Genomic DNA, 15,078 nt, shown 5'->3' with positions numbered 1-15,078 from the left:
GGGGCAACTGGAATGATTGTAGAAGAAATTATGAATCAAGATGTGGTGACACTACACCCAAACGATACAATCGAAACAGCAATCCGAACGATACGCACGAAAGGCATTCGGCACATTCCAATTGTCGATCAAAATAATCATGTGGTAGGCATTATTTCTGATCGGGATGTAAGAGATGCAAGTCCGTCTATTTTAGATGAACAAGTTTCACTCGATATGCTGAAGCAACCACTTGAACTGATTATGAAACATCCTGTTATGACTTGCCATCCTCTCGATTTCGTTGAGGAAATTGCTACTTTATTTTTTGAAAATAAAATTGGGTGTCTTCCTGTTACAAAAGCAGGCAAGTTAGTAGGAATCATCTCTGAATCTACTGTACTGCACACGTTAGTGAAATTAACAGGAGCACATCAACCGAGTTCACAAATTGAAATTCAAGTAAAAAATGAACCTGGCATTCTCGGAAAAGTTGTTGCCATTTTTAGTGAGTTACAAATCAATATCGTGAGCGTTCTCGTCTACCCAGCAAAAGATGAGAACGATAAAGTACTCGTTTTCCGCATTCAAACGATGAATCCACTAAAAGTGATTGATGCACTTGAAGTAGAAGGCTACCGCGTATTATGGCCGAACATTATGGGGATGCAAGCATGAGTAGCGCGTTTATTTATTCGGATGACTTTCGGGGCTATTCGTTTAGCCCTGATCATCCTTTTAACCAACTGCGCGTTACACTCACGTATGATTTATTACAAAAGGGCGGTTTTATCTCTCCTTCCCAAATCATCGCACCACGGATGGCTACAGATGAAGAGATTGCCTACGTTCATACAGAGGAATACATAAATGCGGTAAAACGTGCTGGAGAAGGTAAGTTAGAAAAATCAATTGCGATGACATATGGACTCGGAACAGAAGATACGCCGATGTTTCCAAATATGCACGAAGCAAGCGCATTACTCGTTGGCGGTACATTAACGGCTGTCGATGCTGTTCTTTCCGGGAAGGTAAAACACGCACTTAATTTAGGCGGTGGCTTACATCACGGCTTCCGCGGCAAGGCATCTGGCTTTTGTATTTATAACGATAGTTCCATCGCAATGAAATATATTCAGAAGAAATACGGTTTACGCGTCTTATATATTGATACAGATGCTCATCACGGTGATGGTGTACAGTGGTCTTTTTACGACGATCCTAACGTATGCACCATTTCACTACATGAAACTGGGCGTTATTTATTCCCTGGAACTGGCGCTGTAAATGAACGTGGACAAGGTAATGGCTATAGTTATTCTTTTAACGTTCCACTCGATGCTTTTACAGAGGATGAATCGTTTTTAGATTCATATCGAACTGTCGTAAAAGAAGTTGCAGCCTACTTTAAACCGGATATTATTTTAACGCAAAATGGCGCTGACGCACATTATTACGACCCGCTTACACACCTTTGCGCAACGATGAATATTTACCGTGAAATACCGAAGCTCGCTCGCGAAATCGCTAACGAATATTGCGAAGGTCGCTGGATTGCTGTCGGCGGCGGTGGCTATGACCACTGGCGCGTCGTCCCAAGAGCATGGGCACTCATTTGGCTCGAAATGAACAACATCCAAAACATCTCAGGTTATCTCCCTCCAGAATGGATTGACGCTTGGAAAGGACAAGCCGAAACAGAACTTCCCCTCACATGGGAAGATCCAGACAACATGTATAAACCTATCCCCCGCAAACCAGAAATTGAAGAAAAGAACGCATTAACTGTAACGAAATCCCTTGAAATAATTCGGAATAATATGACAAAATCTTTGTACTAAAGAAAAAGGAGGCTCGTTTTTGAATAGCCTCCTTTTATTTATTGTCGTTTTCTGTTGGTAAGTCGATATATTTTATTTAATAATTAACTGGTCCAACTTTTATGGGAAAAGGTCGTGATATTATGTGGCAGCAACAAATAATCAACACGAAACGTGGCACATTTGAACTCTTTACAAAAGGAAATGGCGAACCACTTTGTCTTACACATCACTATTCACAATTTAATGAAACTGGTGATTACTTTGCGGATGTTTTCACTGCTACACATCGTGTATTCCTCATTAATTTACGAGACGCTGGTAACTCAGCAAAAGCCAATTCAAAAAAAGAATTACGTATGATTGAAACGGTTCACGACTTAGAAGTAATACGAGAAGCTTTACAACTCCCAACATGGCATTTCGCTGGTCATTCCACAGGTGGTATGCTTGGACTTTTATATGCGATTACATATCCAAATTCCTTACAATCATTAGTCGTGGCCGGAGCTGCAGCAAGTAATTATACCGAAACACCATTTTGCATTTATCACCCCGCACATCCACAGTTTCATTATATGCAACAGCTCATCGAAAACTTAAAAAAACCTGATCTTACAAGTGAAGAACGAAAAGAACTATCTACTGAGAGAACAAAATTATCATTGCACAATCCAGAAAACTACAACTCTTATTTTTGTAAACCAATCAAAAAAACTATGTCCGCTAGCCGGATGAACGCTTTCGCCAATGAATATCCGTCATTTGATTTAAGAGAAAAATTACCTTCCATCCAAACAAAGACCCTCATTATATGCGGAAGACATGATGTACAGTGCCCGATTCAGTATTCTATCGAAATGCATAATGGTATACGTAATTCTATCTTCATTCCATTTGAGGAAAGTAACCATTATCCTTTTTTAGAAGAAGCTGCCCAGTTTACTTCTACTACTCAAACATTTTATAAAGTGAAACTTTAATCAGTGGGGGTTTTGTTCTTCCCCCACTGATTATTAGTTGAACCAATCGGGCTTTTACGGGCAGTTGATCCCCACCTTACTTCTTTGCTTTCGCTGAATTTTGAGGTAGGGGTCTTACTGCCCGTTAAATGCGGGATAAATCGTTACACTAGTACCGTTATTATTAAGGAAAGCTCACAGTCTCTATAAGACTATGAGCTTTTTTCAAAAGAAATATTTCACAATAAAAACAGCAAGAAGAACAAAAAAATCATCAAACCTACATCAATGAATATCGACTTTTTATCTCCTTCTTTTATACTCATCATAACATTAGAAATTATTTTAATTCCAAAAAAGACCATCATAAATAACCCACCAAAATGATCATTCGTAGAATCTTCATCATAAAACATTTGTATTGCACCAATAATTAATAAGATAAGTACGATATTAGTTCCAATCTTTAAAGCCTTGTTTGATTTATTATCTTTTAATGTATCTCCCAAAATGTAGCACGCCCTCTCATACTCCCCTATGTTTTATTTCTCTTTATACTTTAACATAAATTACCTATTATTCCCTTTTCGTTCAAATAACATAAAAAACCTGCCAATTACTCGGCAGGTACATTACACGTTAAAGCGATAACCAGCTCCCCACACTGTTTCAATATATTGCGGGTGAGCGGGATCTCTTTCAATTTTTTCACGTAACTTTCTAATGTGAACAACGACAGTGGCTAAATCGCCAGCTGAGTCTAGTCCCCAAATCCGTTCAAATAACTGTTCTTTATTTAATACTTGGTTTGGATGCGTTACAAAGAATGTTAATAAATCAAATTCCTTCGTTGTAAACGCGATTTCTTCATTGTTTATAAAAACTTTTCTCGCTCGCTGATCAATAGCAATTCCGTGAATGTATAGCGTATCGCGTTGCTTACTCACATTTCCTGATAATCTTTCATAACGAGAAATATGCGCCTTTACCCTTGCGACTAATTCACTTGGACTAAACGGTTTCGTTATATAATCATCCGCTCCTAAACCGAGTCCGCGAATTTTATCTATATCTTCCTTCTTTGCTGAAACAAGTAAAATCGGAATGTCCTTTATAGCACGTATTTGTTTACAAATTTCAAATCCATTCATCTTCGGAAGCATAATATCCAAAATAATTAAGTCGTAGTCTTCCTGAAGAGCCATTTGTAGACCTATCTCTCCTGAATGTTCTACATCGACTTGAAAATCACTAATTTCTAAATAATCTCGCTGTAATTCTGCAATACTTATTTCATCTTCTACTAGTAAAATTCTCTTCATTCTACTCACCACATTCCTGTACTTTTTTCAATGAGAAGAAAATACTTGTACCTTCCCCAAGTTTACTTTCCGCCCAAATTTCCCCGCCATGTTCTTCAACTATTTGCTTCGCTATCGCTAAGCCAAGTCCACTTCCACCTGTGCTAGAATTTCGCGATTGCTCGGCACGATAAAACCGCTCAAATATATACGGCAGCGTATCAGCTTCTATACCTGCCCCATTGTCCATCACTTTCACAATGACTGTATTGTTATCACTTAATACTGTTACAGTAATTTTCTTCTCTTCTTTATCCATGTATTTCACACTATTATGAATTAAATTGGATATCACTCTATTTATCTTTTCGCAATCGGCCGTTACATATAATGGCGATGAATGTAATTGTAAGTGAACTTCTATACCTTCCTCACTTAAATCCATCTGCATCTCTTCTAATAATTCTTGCATAAACATGTTTAACTCTATCGTTTCAAACTGAAAGGGAACTCGATTCAAATCAAGCTTCGAAAATAAAAAGAGCTCATCAATGAGTGTATCCATATGTTTCGCCTTCGTATGAATGGTCGTTAAATACTTATCCATTTTTTCTGGCGTATTTGCTACCCCATCTTTTATACCTTCCACATATCCGATAATAGATGTAATAGGTGTTTTTAAATCATGGGATATGTTTGAAATAAGCTCTTTTCGATTTTCTTCATACTGCGTTTGTACTTCAATCGATTCTTTTAACTTCTTTCTCATTTCCTCAAATCCTTGATTTAACTGCCCGATTTCATCATGGGAGGTAACTGGAATTTGAAAATCTAGATCCCCTTCTTTAATTCTACCAGTCGCATCTTTCAATACAAAAATTGGTTTTATCACACTCCTTGAGACGAAATAACTTACTAGCCCTATGAGTAAAATGGCTAACAGTAAAAGCGCTCCGAACAAAATCGGAAATAATTTTTGTGTAAGATCGACAAATGAACTTTGTCTTTTTAGTACAAATATACTCCCTTCTTCATCTCCGGGAAAATAAAAATCAAATTTTACATATCGATAAAATGTATCGCCTAGTTCCGTTGTGCCACGACTATTAATATTTGCTGATTCAAATTTCGGAAGAGCTTCTTTTAAAGATATACTTTCAAATATTTTTGTAGCATAAGAAATGGTTTCTCCCTTTCTTACAACTATTTTCACACCTTCTTTTTCAAGCGATGAAACGAAAGATTCATCTAATAATTGTGATTGATTTTTCTTTGCCGCTAATTTCAATTCAATATACGTATTCTCTTCTTCTGGCGTAAGCGGTTTTTGAATATAGGAACTTTTATAGAAATTTTTCACTGATTCCAAGTCTCCTGTTATGGAAAAAACAATTAAAAATCCCGCAACTAATATGAGCGTAATGGAAACGAGAATAACAGCAATATAAGAGAATAAAAATCTTGTTTTAATAGACATATGTTACATCCTCACTTTACCAAACCTTATTACTCATAAGCATAAAAATATATGTTCAAATACTCAAGCGATTTTATAGTAATTTTAGCGTCAGTTTATAAAAATTTAATGTTCTTATTTTACAGTTGAAATGAGGAGGTTGAAATTCCATGTTCAAAAAAACAGTAAGCATGATCTGTTGCATAATTTTTTTGCAAGGATGCTCGCAAGAACAAGAAGTTAAAAAGGAGATGACAAACATGGAGACCGCGCTACTAACAGCTACTGAGAAACAAGAAACGAATACTGTTATATCGTTACTCAAAAAAGGGGCTGACATAAATATAACAGACAATAAAGGACGTACTCCTCTTATGATTGCTACATACAAAAATGATGTAAAAACTGCCAAAGCGCTTATCGAAGCTGGTGCTGACGTAAACATCCAAGATGATATGAAAAATAATCCTTTTCTATACGCCGGTGCTGAAGGTCATTTGGATATTTTAAAACTAACGATTGATGCTGGCGCAGATCCATCACTTACGAATCGTTACGGCGGAACAGCTCTTATCCCCGCCTCAGAACATGGCTATATTGATGTTATTAAGGAACTCCTTACGCGAACAACTATTGATGTTAACCATGTAAATAATCTCGGATGGACCGCTTTAATGGAAGCCATCGTACTAAGTAACGGAAACGAAACACAACAACAAGTCATTCGCCTTCTTATTGAGCACGGTGCTGATGTAAATATTCCAGACAACGATGGTGTTACCCCGTTAGAGCATGCGCGCGCCCATAACTTTGAAGAGATAGAGAAAATTTTGTTAGAAGGACGTAAGTAAAAAAGCTAATCTTTGCCTTCCTCCCCCGCCCTATGCTACATTTAAGCCGTTACATCAATATTAATAGGGTGGGAGTAAACATGAACAAACCTAAAATTGGGATGATTGGACTTGGAAGTATTGCACAAAAAGCCTACCTTCCAACACTTACAAAAGAAACGGATTGGAATTTTGTAGGGGCGTTTACACCTAACGCTGCGAAAAGGAAACAAATTTGCCAGCAATACCGCATGCAAGACTTTGATTCTATTGAAACGTTAGCTTCGGAATGCGATGCAATCTTCGTTCATAGTTCAACTGCTACACATTATGAAATCGTTTCTGAACTTCTGAAAAAAGGAATCGACGTTTATGTTGATAAGCCGCTAGCAGCTACAGTGGAACAAGCTGAGCAACTAGTCGAGTTGAGCGAAAAGTATAACCGAAAGTTAATGGTCGGATTTAATCGCCGATTCGTTCCTATGTATGTTGCTGCAAAAGAGCAAGCTCATAATATTTCATGGATTCGAATTGAAAAGCACCGCACAAATAAAGTAGGACCATATACGTACGACTTTACTATGTTAGATGATTACTTACATATCGTAGATACTGCTCGCTGGTTAGCTAACGATGACCTTAATGTCGTTCATAATAGGATGCAAATGAATGAAAAGAATGAACTTCTTTTCGGACATCACACATATACAACGCCAAGTGGACTGTTACTTTCTACCGCGATGCATCGCCATGCTGGTACAAATTTAGAACAAATTGAACTTGTAACGACAGGGAAAATCATTCGCGTAAAAAATATGAACACATTTGAAGTTGAGCAGGATAATACAGTTTCTCAAAGCGGTTCACCATCATGGGATACGACGTTGAAACAGCGTGGTTTTGAAGATGCTGTTCATCATTTTATTGAATGTGTACACGGTGATACAAAGCCTGTTGTAGATGGATTAGAAGCATTAAAAACGCAGCAATTGTTGCAATCTCTACTAGATGATATAAATAAAAATTAAAACGGATACATTTTTCAGAATTTACTTTCATTCCCATTTCCTCTTTATTTCTGTCGCAAATTTCTATAGAATATGTTGATAGGAATTATAAATTTCATAATGAATCGTGGAAGGGATGGGATTAACACATGTGGAACGAGTTTAAAAAATTCGCATTCAAAGGGAATGTAATCGATTTAGCTGTCGGGGTTGTAATCGGTGCTGCATTCGGTAAAATCGTTAGTTCTTTAGTAAAAGATATCATCACACCATTACTTGGTATGGTATTAGGTGGCGTTGACTTTACAGATTTAAAAATTACATTTGGTAAATCATCTATTATGTATGGTAACTTCATCCAAACTATTTTTGATTTCTTAATTATTGCAGCGGCTATCTTTATGTTCATTAAAGTATTCAACAAACTAACATCTAAAAGAGAAGAAGAAAAAGAAGAAGAACTTCCAGAACCAACAAAAGAAGAAGAACTTCTTGGCGAAATTCGCGACTTATTAAAACAACAAAACTCTTCTAAAGATAGAGCATAATTGAACGGATAAAAAGGCATGTCCCTCTGGGACATGCCTTTTCTATATGCTATAACGTTTCCGAATTCATATGAATAAATAAAATAATACCTGCAACCATAAGTACCATAATACTACCTGCAAATAGTGTAATACCCATGAACATTAAACTTGTGCTCATGTCCACTGATACACTTTCAATAAAAATAGAAATTACATACGTGATAAGGGCAATTCCTGCAAGAATACTTCCTGGAACAAATCGCTTTAAGCCATTTTGTTTTAACGTCATATATGCAAAAATAGCAGTCATACAAAGCGTAATTATCCAAAGAACGATCATCTCTTTTCCCCCCTCACAAGCCTTTTCTTTCTATTATACATGACATTGACCTATAATAGTTAAATTTGCACTTATGTGACATATAACAAGGAACAATGGCATTTTGGAAAGGAAATTGACCACTAGAAATAAATGGATATTTTTCGTATAAATTGATAGAATTACCATATATAAATATTCTTTATAAGGGAGTGTTCATAATGATTTGGATTTCACTAATCGTATTAGCCTATTTCCTCATTCTCGTCCCAATACAGTATAACTACATTAAAATACTCAAAGAAAAACAGAAGAAAATGAATGTGTCACAAAACGAATTATATGACAACATGTCTTATGAAGAATCTCAAGTACATTACCATTACCAAAGTAACGTATTTACAATACCTGCTTCGCTTGTCGCAAGTATTATTTATAAGGTGAAACATGCAGCATAATATGTACGCTGTAAAATTATTGTTTGAATCTGTTCATTCTGGTGAGCCTAATCCTACGAAAATGGATAAGCATTATGAAGAAAATCACGATACACTTTTTGAAGAAAGTATTATTCTTGTTAAAGCAAACAGTTTAGAAGAAGCACACAAACTAGGTGAAAAAATCGCTATGCAATCTGAGGATACGTACGATAACATGTATGATGAGCAAGTGAAATGGACATTTCGAAAAGTGTTGCATGTGTTTGAATTAGACGATACACCATTTGAAACTGGAAAAGAATTATACGCAAGATTTTTACACGTTAAGAAAAATAAAACGGTAGATACAGTCGTACAAAAATACTATCCCGAATACGAATAAAAGCTCACAGCGAATGCTGTGAGCTTTTTTATACTTACTTCGTTGAATCTCTAAATTGGATACGGTGAGGTAAGATAACAGTGTGATCTTCCACTTTTTCTTTGTTCATATACTTTGTTAATAGACGCATTGCTACTGCACCGATATCATACATTGGTTGTACAACTGTTGAAAGTTGTGGACGAACCATTAATGCAAGGCGTGTATTATCGAAACCAAGTACTTCTACATCAGTTGGTACGTTTAATCCAGCGTCTTGTGCTGCATGGATTACACCTAGTGCCATTTCGTCAGAAGATACGAAGATTGCTGTTGGCTTTTCATCGCTGCTCCAAAGCTTTTCGAATGCTTCGATACCTGAATCATATGTGTAATCTCCATCGATTATAAGATTTTCATCATATGAAATACCTGCTTCTTCTAAAGCTTTTTTATAACCTTGTAACTTCTTCGCGCTTCCCGCTTTATCAATGAAAGGACCAGAGACGAAACCGATACGCTTATGTCCTTGCTCAATAAAGTGCTTCATTGCATCGTAAGCTGCTTGTGTATAATCAATATTTACTGATGGCGTTTCATTTTGCTCATCAAATGACGCTGCTAATACGATCGGTACGGGAGACTTTTTGAACTCTTCAATATGAATGTCTGTAATATCTTCACCCATGAAAACAATTCCGTCCACTTGTTTTCCAAGCATCGTATTTAATAAATGGAACTCTTTCTCTTTGTTTTGGTCAGAGTTACTTAAAATGATGTTATATTTGTACATTGTTGCGATATCTTCAATTCCACGAGCAAGTTCTGCATAAAACGTATTTGAGATATCAGGAATAATAACACCTACTGTAGTTGTCTTCTTACTTGCTAGTCCACGTGCTACCGCATTTGGGCGGTATCCTAAACGATCAATTGCTTCTAATACTTTCTTTCTTGTTGTAGGCTTTACATTTGGGTTACCGTTCACAACGCGTGATACGGTAGCCATTGAAACGTTCGCTTCGCGCGCTACATCATAGATTGTTACGTTCATCTCATCGCACACTCCTTCTATTTTTGTTATCTATTTTTATGTATCGGTTACTTGAATGAAAAAAAGACATCAACTCTATTTGCAGATGCCACCAATCGTCCCGAGTTCTTCCTTTTACTAATGATACGATAAAAACGCAGGCTCATACAATATTTTCCCGCAAAAGTTTCGAAAAAATTCGCTTCTTTTCTCGTATTTTCGTATTTTTTATGAAAAAAAGGGCATTTTTTGTAAAAATATAGATATTTCATACGGAGGAACCTTATTTTAAGCAGTACGATAGTAAATGAAATTTATATCGGCGATTTTTCAAATATATCGATCACAGCTCAAATTATATGAGCGATTTTCCATATATATCGATTACTACTCCAAATATATCAACGATTTTTTAAATATATCGACTTACCGACATCAAACGACAATGATAGTCATTTGATGCGTTGGATTTGGAGGCGCACGGCGCCCAGTAGAATGCGTTACATCAAGAACGACAGGGGTAACTATATTTCTTCCTTTACAATTGGCACAGCGGAAATATGACGCGCTCTTTCCCATCCTATATTTTCACTTTCAATAAAAAAAGACAGTGTTTACACTGTCTTTTTTACAAGAAGGAAACAAACGGTTTATCGCTGTTTTTCTCTTTTATAATAATCGCCTCGATTTTACTCTCGGACTTGATCTGCAATTGAACTTTTGCATCTTTAGGTAATTTTTCTAACATACTTTGAGCAGCCAGTTGGGTAAGAGCCATTAATTCTGTTTTACCGTTATATTTAATAACAATATTCATATTTAATGCATCCATTTGATTTTTCTTATAAGAAACCTTAGCATTTACTGGGATAAAATCTCCAGTAGAAAAACCTTTCATTGCATCAGCAAATTCAGTTATTTTTTTATTATCTTCTCCATGTGCTTTTGTAAATTCATCAGAAGGATATGAAAACGCTTGTTCATCGATCGTGCTCCAATTTCCAAGGTTCGTATCATTCTTTTGAACGGTAGCACTAGCAATATACGTACCATTTTTTAAAGAACTTGTATTTTCTTGCTTAAAGATAGCAAACGTAATTGGAGACTTATTATACTTGTCATTTTTATTAATCGCTTCAATAAGTTGCTTTGCAACTTCAGCGCCCTTAGACATTGCTTCTTCATTCGATACACTTGAAGACATCGCTAGCCCAATCACAACGCCAGATAAACTTAATTCATTTGAATTCTGCTTCCCGAAATAGTCTTGTTCTATAATATTTGTCAAAACTGGCGCTTCTACTTTCGCGACTAGTTCATCAACTAATTTCTCAGGGATATACTGATTTAATTGTAGTACATGATTTTCTGTATCAAATTGCTCTTTTGCAATATTCATTAAACCATTCTCATACTCTGCTAAATCTAATTTAGAATTTGTTTTTATATTAGCTGTATTGATAACCTTTTGTTCTTTTAAAGGAATTACAGTTCTATAATAATCTTTAGAAACAGCAGTTCTCGGAATCATGCTTTTTTCTTTCGTATCCTTTTGTATAACTTCATCCTTCTTACTAATCGTATCATTACTACAAGCTCCTAGTAATAAACTTACGACCGCGAAGGATAATGCCATTTTCTTCATTACTTAAAACCTACTTTCAACAATCTAGTTATTTAATTTGAACTATTAACAGTGTACCATTAAATATATTTCAACAAAAACAAAAAAAAGAAGCAAGCACCTTTAGCTTGCTTCTTTTTACTTAATATTTTCTTCTAAAGCGTCTTTTTTAATGTTCCAATGAGACGTATTCCATACTACCATCCCATCTTTTATGTATAACACTTGCGGAGATTCATGTTTAATACTGTACTGTTCTGCAACACGATTCGAAACATCTCTCGCATCTTGTACGTATAAGTAATATGCTGGTACTGCTCTTTCTTCACTACAATACGCTTGAAATTCTGTATACGCACCATGACTGATCGGGCATGTCGTACTATGTTTAAAAAGAACATACGGCTCGTTTTTTTCTACTAATACTTCCAGCTCTTCAATTGTTTCAACTTTTGTCATATTCATCACGATTCACCTCTCATACGAAGTCTAGAGCGCTTCTCTTTCTTTTCAGCCTTTTTCTCAAGTCTTTCTAATTTACGCTCTTCTTTTTCAACCTTTTTCTCTTGTCTTGTCGCACGATAATGATTGTATACTTCAATTGCTGCGCTACTCCACTGTACAACTTGCGCTACTTTATCTGCATTGTTTTCAATTTCGTCTGTAACAGAATCTGATACGTTACGAAGTTTCGTATTTAAAGAATGGATTGTCGTTCCAATTCCATCTACGCCCGATACTACTTTATTTAATGATTGTGACTTCTGTTGAATGTCATCAGCTAACGCATTTGTTTTATGTAATAATTGCTCCGTCTCTACGCTAATCCCTTGCATTTGCTTTTCTAAACCTTCTAACGTGCTCGCAACGTTTTCTAACGTCTTTTGAACCGATAACAACGTTCTGCATACATACAATACTAATACAGCGAAAGCAACCGCGATAATAGCCGCACTTACATATAAAAGAACTTGCATTTCATCACTTCCTTTATCTTTTTCATACTTTCTCCTATTATACAATCATTTTCCGTTTCGTTCTAATCCTTATCTTTTCATTAGAATTTTCATACTTATTCGTTAACTTTAACATAAATGATTCAACAAATTCCACTAAGTAGGTTACAATAGGAGAGGATACATAATTAGTAGGGAGGCTTTACATATGAAAGATCCACGCATTGAAAAGTTAGCATACAATTTAATTAACTACTCTATTCGCTTACAAAAAGGCGAAAAAGTATTAATTGAAAACTTTGGCTTACAAAAAGAACTTGTAACTGCACTTGTAAAAGAAGCATATGCAGCTGGTGGTTTCCCATTCGTTTCTTTAAAAGATCATCAAGTAGACCGCTCTTTATTAATGGGGGCTACTGAAGAACATTTTGAACAAATCGCTGCATACGAAGCAAGCGTAATGAAAGATATGGACGCTTATATCGGTCTTCGCTCTGGCGATAACATTAACGAACAAGCTGACGTACCAAGTGAAAGAATGCAAATTCACGGTCAAACAGTTGGTAAGAAAGTTCATAGAGACATCCGCGTTCCGAAAACGCGCTGGGTTGTTCTTCGCTACCCAAATGCTTCTATGGCGCAGCTTGCTAAAATGAGCACAGAAGCTTTCGAAGACTTCTACTTCGAAGTTTGTAACTTAGACTACGGTAAAATGGATAAGGCAATGGATAGCCTTGTTACATTAATGAATAAAACAGACAAAGTTCGTTTGACTGGTCCTGGAACTGACTTAACATTCTCTATTAAAGACATTCCAGCTATTAAATGCTCTGGTCATTTAAATATTCCAGACGGTGAAGTATATTCTGCACCAGTTCGCGATTCTGTTAACGGTACAGTTTCTTACAACACACCATCTCCTTACAACGGTTATACATTTGAGAATGTACAACTTAAATTTGAGAACGGTCAAATCGTTGAAGCAACTGCAAACGATACAGAGCGCATTAACAAAATCTTCGATACAGACGAAGGTGCACGCTACGTTGGTGAGTTCGCAATCGGCGTAAACCCATACATCTTACATCCAATGGGAGACATCCTATTCGATGAAAAAATCGATGGCAGCTTCCACTTCACTCCTGGACAAGCTTACGACGATGCATGGAACGGCAACAACTCGAACATTCACTGGGATTTAGTATGCATCCAGCGCCCAGAATACGGCGGCGGCGAAATTTACTTCGACGACGTACTAATCCGTAAAGACGGACGCTTCGTTGTATCTGAATTAGAAGCTTTAAACCCAGAGAACTTAAAATAATAACAAAAACGCTCGGATGCACTCCGAGCGTTTTTCTATTAATACTTTAATAAATCTTTCGCCACATCTTCTGGCACTTTAAAACTCATCTTCTTATTTTTCATTTCAACTTCAACATACGGAACATCTTTATACACTGTCATCGTACCAATTTCATGTAATTCCTTTTTATCTTTACTCGACTCCGATAATTTTGGTGTATCTTCTTGATACATTTTAAATGTTTTCCCTTGCGGAGTATCTAAAGGAGCCGATTGCATTTCCCACTTATCCATTTTCATGACTTCAAACAGCTTTTCAATTTCTTTTTTATCGGTAATTACTTTTTTATCACTTGAATCTGTAAGTGATTCAATCTCAACCTTTTGTGCCTTTTCAAAATTCATATCAGCCTTTTCCTTCTTCGCATTACACCCTATTAAAAGAACGGATGCGGTTAGCAGAAGTAAAAATAACATAAGGACTTTTTTCATTTCTAATCCTCCTAACTACATAGAGCTACTTTTTTCGTTTTTTGTTTGCTGAAAATGAAAGTAATATAAAAGCGCCACTGCAATAGCACCTATTAATATTGGTTCATATAAGGGCAGATCCCATTTCATATATACTCTAGTACAAATAGCAAACACAAACAAAATTTCCAAACAAAACAAAGGTTTTACATATTTCATTTCTTACCTACCATTTCTATTTTCACATGTGGATTTTCTTTCTCGATAAGCGCCAAGAATTCATTCATATGTTGCGGCATCGCAACCATATGTACTTTGTATGCATTCGTCGTAATTTCAAGATACTTTCCAACATGACGAACAACTCTAATATCTTTTAATAAAACATCATCATTCAAAATGCCGTACTTCAATACACCATTTTCTACTTTATGCTTTTTAATAAATACTTCCCAAACGAGTGGCACATTCACAAGGAAGCATAAACCCATTCCAATTAACGCTGACATCCACTGCTCTTTATTTGCGAAAAGCATGACAAGTGGATATACGAACATAAAAACTAACGTGAGACAAACGAAAATGACTACCGACTTACTTCTTTGAATCGGAATGTTCATACACGCACCCCCTAACCTAAATTATACCACTTTTTCCATTTTAGTTCATAAAAAAAGGCCATTT

The 15,078-nt window shown here is 36.1% G+C and carries 21 protein-coding genes; 9 read left to right on the top strand and 12 right to left on the bottom strand.

Annotation, left to right across the window (positions count from 1 at the left end; all coding sequences use genetic code 11):
- Window positions 1-12 precede the first annotated feature (12 nt).
- From ACXVYO_RS19090 to ACXVYO_RS19080, 3 genes are all read left to right on the top strand, one after another.
- The gene (locus tag ACXVYO_RS19090; RefSeq protein ID WP_071724315.1) at window positions 13-657 is read left to right on the top strand and encodes an acetoin utilization AcuB family protein; all 645 of its coding nucleotides are present in this window, start codon (window positions 13-15) and stop codon (window positions 655-657) included.
- Window positions 654-1,820: an acetoin utilization protein AcuC gene (gene acuC / locus ACXVYO_RS19085; RefSeq protein WP_097818398.1), complete on the top strand. Its 1,167-nt coding sequence runs from the start codon at window positions 654-656 to the stop codon at window positions 1,818-1,820. The genes ACXVYO_RS19090 and acuC overlap by 4 nt, the downstream gene beginning before the upstream one ends.
- A gap of 101 nt (window positions 1,821-1,921) precedes the next feature.
- Complete coding sequence (locus ACXVYO_RS19080) at window positions 1,922-2,782, top strand: alpha/beta fold hydrolase (protein ID WP_458468213.1); 861 nt, start codon at window positions 1,922-1,924, stop codon at window positions 2,780-2,782.
- Between the two features lie 218 nt (window positions 2,783-3,000).
- Here the strand turns inward: ACXVYO_RS19080 and ACXVYO_RS19075 are convergent, their stop codons facing one another.
- The 3 genes from ACXVYO_RS19075 to ACXVYO_RS19065 form a co-directional block, all read right to left on the bottom strand.
- Entirely contained in the window at window positions 3,001-3,270 is a 270-nt protein-coding gene (locus ACXVYO_RS19075; protein WP_458468212.1) for a hypothetical protein, read from the bottom strand.
- A 123-nt stretch (window positions 3,271-3,393) separates the two neighbouring features.
- Window positions 3,394-4,083: a response regulator transcription factor gene (locus ACXVYO_RS19070; protein ID WP_458468211.1), complete on the bottom strand. Its 690-nt coding sequence runs from the start codon at window positions 4,081-4,083 to the stop codon at window positions 3,394-3,396.
- Window position 4,084: 1 nt separating this feature from the next.
- Window positions 4,085-5,539, bottom strand: a complete 1,455-nt coding sequence (locus ACXVYO_RS19065) for a sensor histidine kinase (protein WP_458468210.1) — start codon at window positions 5,537-5,539, stop codon at window positions 4,085-4,087.
- A gap of 149 nt (window positions 5,540-5,688) precedes the next feature.
- Here ACXVYO_RS19065 and ACXVYO_RS19060 point away from each other — a divergent pair, with 149 nt between their 5' ends.
- The 3 genes from ACXVYO_RS19060 (at window position 5,689) to mscL (ending at window position 7,903) form a co-directional block, all read left to right on the top strand.
- Complete coding sequence (locus ACXVYO_RS19060) at window positions 5,689-6,369, top strand: ankyrin repeat domain-containing protein (RefSeq protein WP_458468209.1); 681 nt, start codon at window positions 5,689-5,691, stop codon at window positions 6,367-6,369.
- Between the two features lie 80 nt (window positions 6,370-6,449).
- Window positions 6,450-7,376 carry a Gfo/Idh/MocA family protein gene (locus tag ACXVYO_RS19055; RefSeq protein ID WP_458468208.1) on the top strand — a complete coding sequence of 309 codons (927 nt, stop codon included), beginning with the start codon at window positions 6,450-6,452 and terminating at the stop codon, window positions 7,374-7,376.
- Between the two features lie 128 nt (window positions 7,377-7,504).
- Window positions 7,505-7,903, top strand: coding sequence for a large-conductance mechanosensitive channel protein MscL (mscL, locus tag ACXVYO_RS19050; RefSeq protein ID WP_000266996.1), 399 nt, complete (start codon window positions 7,505-7,507; stop codon window positions 7,901-7,903).
- A 49-nt stretch (window positions 7,904-7,952) separates the two neighbouring features.
- Here mscL and ACXVYO_RS19045 read toward each other — a convergent pair whose 3' ends face one another.
- Window positions 7,953-8,225, bottom strand: coding sequence for a DUF3917 domain-containing protein (locus tag ACXVYO_RS19045; RefSeq protein WP_000636592.1), 273 nt, complete (start codon window positions 8,223-8,225; stop codon window positions 7,953-7,955).
- A 200-nt stretch (window positions 8,226-8,425) separates the two neighbouring features.
- Between ACXVYO_RS19045 and ACXVYO_RS19040 the strand changes: the two genes are divergently transcribed.
- Both ACXVYO_RS19040 and ACXVYO_RS19035 read left to right on the top strand, forming a co-directional pair.
- Window positions 8,426-8,662: a DUF3949 domain-containing protein gene (locus ACXVYO_RS19040; RefSeq protein ID WP_458468207.1), complete on the top strand. Its 237-nt coding sequence runs from the start codon at window positions 8,426-8,428 to the stop codon at window positions 8,660-8,662.
- Window position 8,663: 1 nt separating this feature from the next.
- Window positions 8,664-9,026 carry a DUF4288 domain-containing protein gene (locus tag ACXVYO_RS19035; RefSeq protein ID WP_458468625.1) on the top strand — a complete coding sequence of 121 codons (363 nt, stop codon included), beginning with the start codon at window positions 8,664-8,666 and terminating at the stop codon, window positions 9,024-9,026.
- Between the two features lie 34 nt (window positions 9,027-9,060).
- On the opposite strand, the gene ccpA is transcribed toward ACXVYO_RS19035, so the two are convergent.
- From ccpA to ACXVYO_RS19010, 5 genes are all read right to left on the bottom strand, one after another.
- Window positions 9,061-10,059, bottom strand: a complete 999-nt coding sequence (gene ccpA / locus ACXVYO_RS19030; RefSeq protein WP_001103291.1) for a catabolite control protein A — start codon at window positions 10,057-10,059, stop codon at window positions 9,061-9,063.
- Between the two features lie 414 nt (window positions 10,060-10,473).
- Complete coding sequence (locus ACXVYO_RS19025) at window positions 10,474-10,617, bottom strand: hypothetical protein (protein WP_458468206.1); 144 nt, start codon at window positions 10,615-10,617, stop codon at window positions 10,474-10,476.
- Window positions 10,618-10,666: 49 nt separating this feature from the next.
- The gene (locus ACXVYO_RS19020) at window positions 10,667-11,683 is read right to left on the bottom strand and encodes a CamS family sex pheromone protein (RefSeq protein ID WP_458468205.1); all 1,017 of its coding nucleotides are present in this window, start codon (window positions 11,681-11,683) and stop codon (window positions 10,667-10,669) included.
- 117 nt (window positions 11,684-11,800) lie between these two features.
- Window positions 11,801-12,127, bottom strand: coding sequence for a bacillithiol system redox-active protein YtxJ (gene ytxJ, locus ACXVYO_RS19015; RefSeq protein ID WP_001057490.1), 327 nt, complete (start codon window positions 12,125-12,127; stop codon window positions 11,801-11,803).
- Window positions 12,127-12,639, bottom strand: coding sequence for a DUF948 domain-containing protein (locus ACXVYO_RS19010; RefSeq protein WP_076540795.1), 513 nt, complete (start codon window positions 12,637-12,639; stop codon window positions 12,127-12,129). Before ACXVYO_RS19010 ends, ytxJ begins: the two co-directional genes overlap by 1 nt.
- A gap of 187 nt (window positions 12,640-12,826) precedes the next feature.
- On the opposite strand from ACXVYO_RS19010, the gene ACXVYO_RS19005 reads away from it, so the two are divergent.
- Window positions 12,827-13,942: an aminopeptidase gene (locus ACXVYO_RS19005; RefSeq protein WP_000654740.1), complete on the top strand. Its 1,116-nt coding sequence runs from the start codon at window positions 12,827-12,829 to the stop codon at window positions 13,940-13,942.
- 38 nt (window positions 13,943-13,980) lie between these two features.
- On the opposite strand, the gene ACXVYO_RS19000 is transcribed toward ACXVYO_RS19005, so the two are convergent.
- From ACXVYO_RS19000 to ACXVYO_RS18990, 3 genes are read right to left on the bottom strand one after another with little or no spacing between them, the layout of a single operon-like run.
- Entirely contained in the window at window positions 13,981-14,415 is a 435-nt protein-coding gene (locus ACXVYO_RS19000; RefSeq protein WP_458468204.1) for a hypothetical protein, read from the bottom strand.
- 15 nt (window positions 14,416-14,430) lie between these two features.
- Window positions 14,431-14,613, bottom strand: a complete 183-nt coding sequence (locus ACXVYO_RS18995) for a hypothetical protein (protein ID WP_458468203.1) — start codon at window positions 14,611-14,613, stop codon at window positions 14,431-14,433.
- Window positions 14,610-15,014 carry a PH domain-containing protein gene (locus tag ACXVYO_RS18990; RefSeq protein WP_458468202.1) on the bottom strand — a complete coding sequence of 135 codons (405 nt, stop codon included), beginning with the start codon at window positions 15,012-15,014 and terminating at the stop codon, window positions 14,610-14,612. The genes ACXVYO_RS18995 and ACXVYO_RS18990 overlap by 4 nt, the downstream gene beginning before the upstream one ends.
- Window positions 15,015-15,078 lie beyond the last annotated feature (64 nt).

It is taken from the genome of Bacillus sp. BC08 (assembly GCF_054326875.1).
Note: the sequence above shows the minus strand (reverse complement) of the source record. Positions and strands in the feature narration are given on the sequence as shown.

What these genes read in the sequence shown, in the direction of transcription:
- ACXVYO_RS19040 (WP_458468207.1), top strand. Translation starts at nt 8,426, where the DNA reads ATGATTTGGATTTCACTAATCGTATTAGCCTATTTCCTCATTCTCGTC.
- acuC (WP_097818398.1), top strand. Translation starts at nt 654, where the DNA reads ATGAGTAGCGCGTTTATTTATTCGGATGACTTTCGGGGCTATTCGTTT.
- ACXVYO_RS19045 (WP_000636592.1), bottom strand. Translation starts at nt 8,225, where the DNA reads ATGATCGTTCTTTGGATAATTACGCTTTGTATGACTGCTATTTTTGCA.
- ACXVYO_RS19005 (WP_000654740.1), top strand. Translation starts at nt 12,827, where the DNA reads ATGAAAGATCCACGCATTGAAAAGTTAGCATACAATTTAATTAACTAC.
- ACXVYO_RS19055 (WP_458468208.1), top strand. Translation starts at nt 6,450, where the DNA reads ATGAACAAACCTAAAATTGGGATGATTGGACTTGGAAGTATTGCACAA.
- mscL (WP_000266996.1), top strand. Translation starts at nt 7,505, where the DNA reads ATGTGGAACGAGTTTAAAAAATTCGCATTCAAAGGGAATGTAATCGAT.
- ACXVYO_RS19010 (WP_076540795.1), bottom strand. Translation starts at nt 12,639, where the DNA reads ATGCAAGTTCTTTTATATGTAAGTGCGGCTATTATCGCGGTTGCTTTC.
- ACXVYO_RS18990 (WP_458468202.1), bottom strand. Translation starts at nt 15,014, where the DNA reads ATGAACATTCCGATTCAAAGAAGTAAGTCGGTAGTCATTTTCGTTTGT.
- ACXVYO_RS19090 (WP_071724315.1), top strand. Translation starts at nt 13, where the DNA reads ATGATTGTAGAAGAAATTATGAATCAAGATGTGGTGACACTACACCCA.
- ytxJ (WP_001057490.1), bottom strand. Translation starts at nt 12,127, where the DNA reads ATGAATATGACAAAAGTTGAAACAATTGAAGAGCTGGAAGTATTAGTA.
- ccpA (WP_001103291.1), bottom strand. Translation starts at nt 10,059, where the DNA reads ATGAACGTAACAATCTATGATGTAGCGCGCGAAGCGAACGTTTCAATG.
- ACXVYO_RS19020 (WP_458468205.1), bottom strand. Translation starts at nt 11,683, where the DNA reads ATGAAGAAAATGGCATTATCCTTCGCGGTCGTAAGTTTATTACTAGGA.
- ACXVYO_RS19035 (WP_458468625.1), top strand. Translation starts at nt 8,664, where the DNA reads ATGTACGCTGTAAAATTATTGTTTGAATCTGTTCATTCTGGTGAGCCT.
- ACXVYO_RS19065 (WP_458468210.1), bottom strand. Translation starts at nt 5,539, where the DNA reads ATGTCTATTAAAACAAGATTTTTATTCTCTTATATTGCTGTTATTCTC.
- ACXVYO_RS19080 (WP_458468213.1), top strand. Translation starts at nt 1,922, where the DNA reads ATGGGAAAAGGTCGTGATATTATGTGGCAGCAACAAATAATCAACACG.
- ACXVYO_RS19025 (WP_458468206.1), bottom strand. Translation starts at nt 10,617, where the DNA reads ATGGGAAAGAGCGCGTCATATTTCCGCTGTGCCAATTGTAAAGGAAGA.
- ACXVYO_RS19060 (WP_458468209.1), top strand. Translation starts at nt 5,689, where the DNA reads ATGTTCAAAAAAACAGTAAGCATGATCTGTTGCATAATTTTTTTGCAA.
- ACXVYO_RS18995 (WP_458468203.1), bottom strand. Translation starts at nt 14,613, where the DNA reads ATGAAATATGTAAAACCTTTGTTTTGTTTGGAAATTTTGTTTGTGTTT.
- ACXVYO_RS19070 (WP_458468211.1), bottom strand. Translation starts at nt 4,083, where the DNA reads ATGAAGAGAATTTTACTAGTAGAAGATGAAATAAGTATTGCAGAATTA.
- ACXVYO_RS19000 (WP_458468204.1), bottom strand. Translation starts at nt 14,415, where the DNA reads ATGAAAAAAGTCCTTATGTTATTTTTACTTCTGCTAACCGCATCCGTT.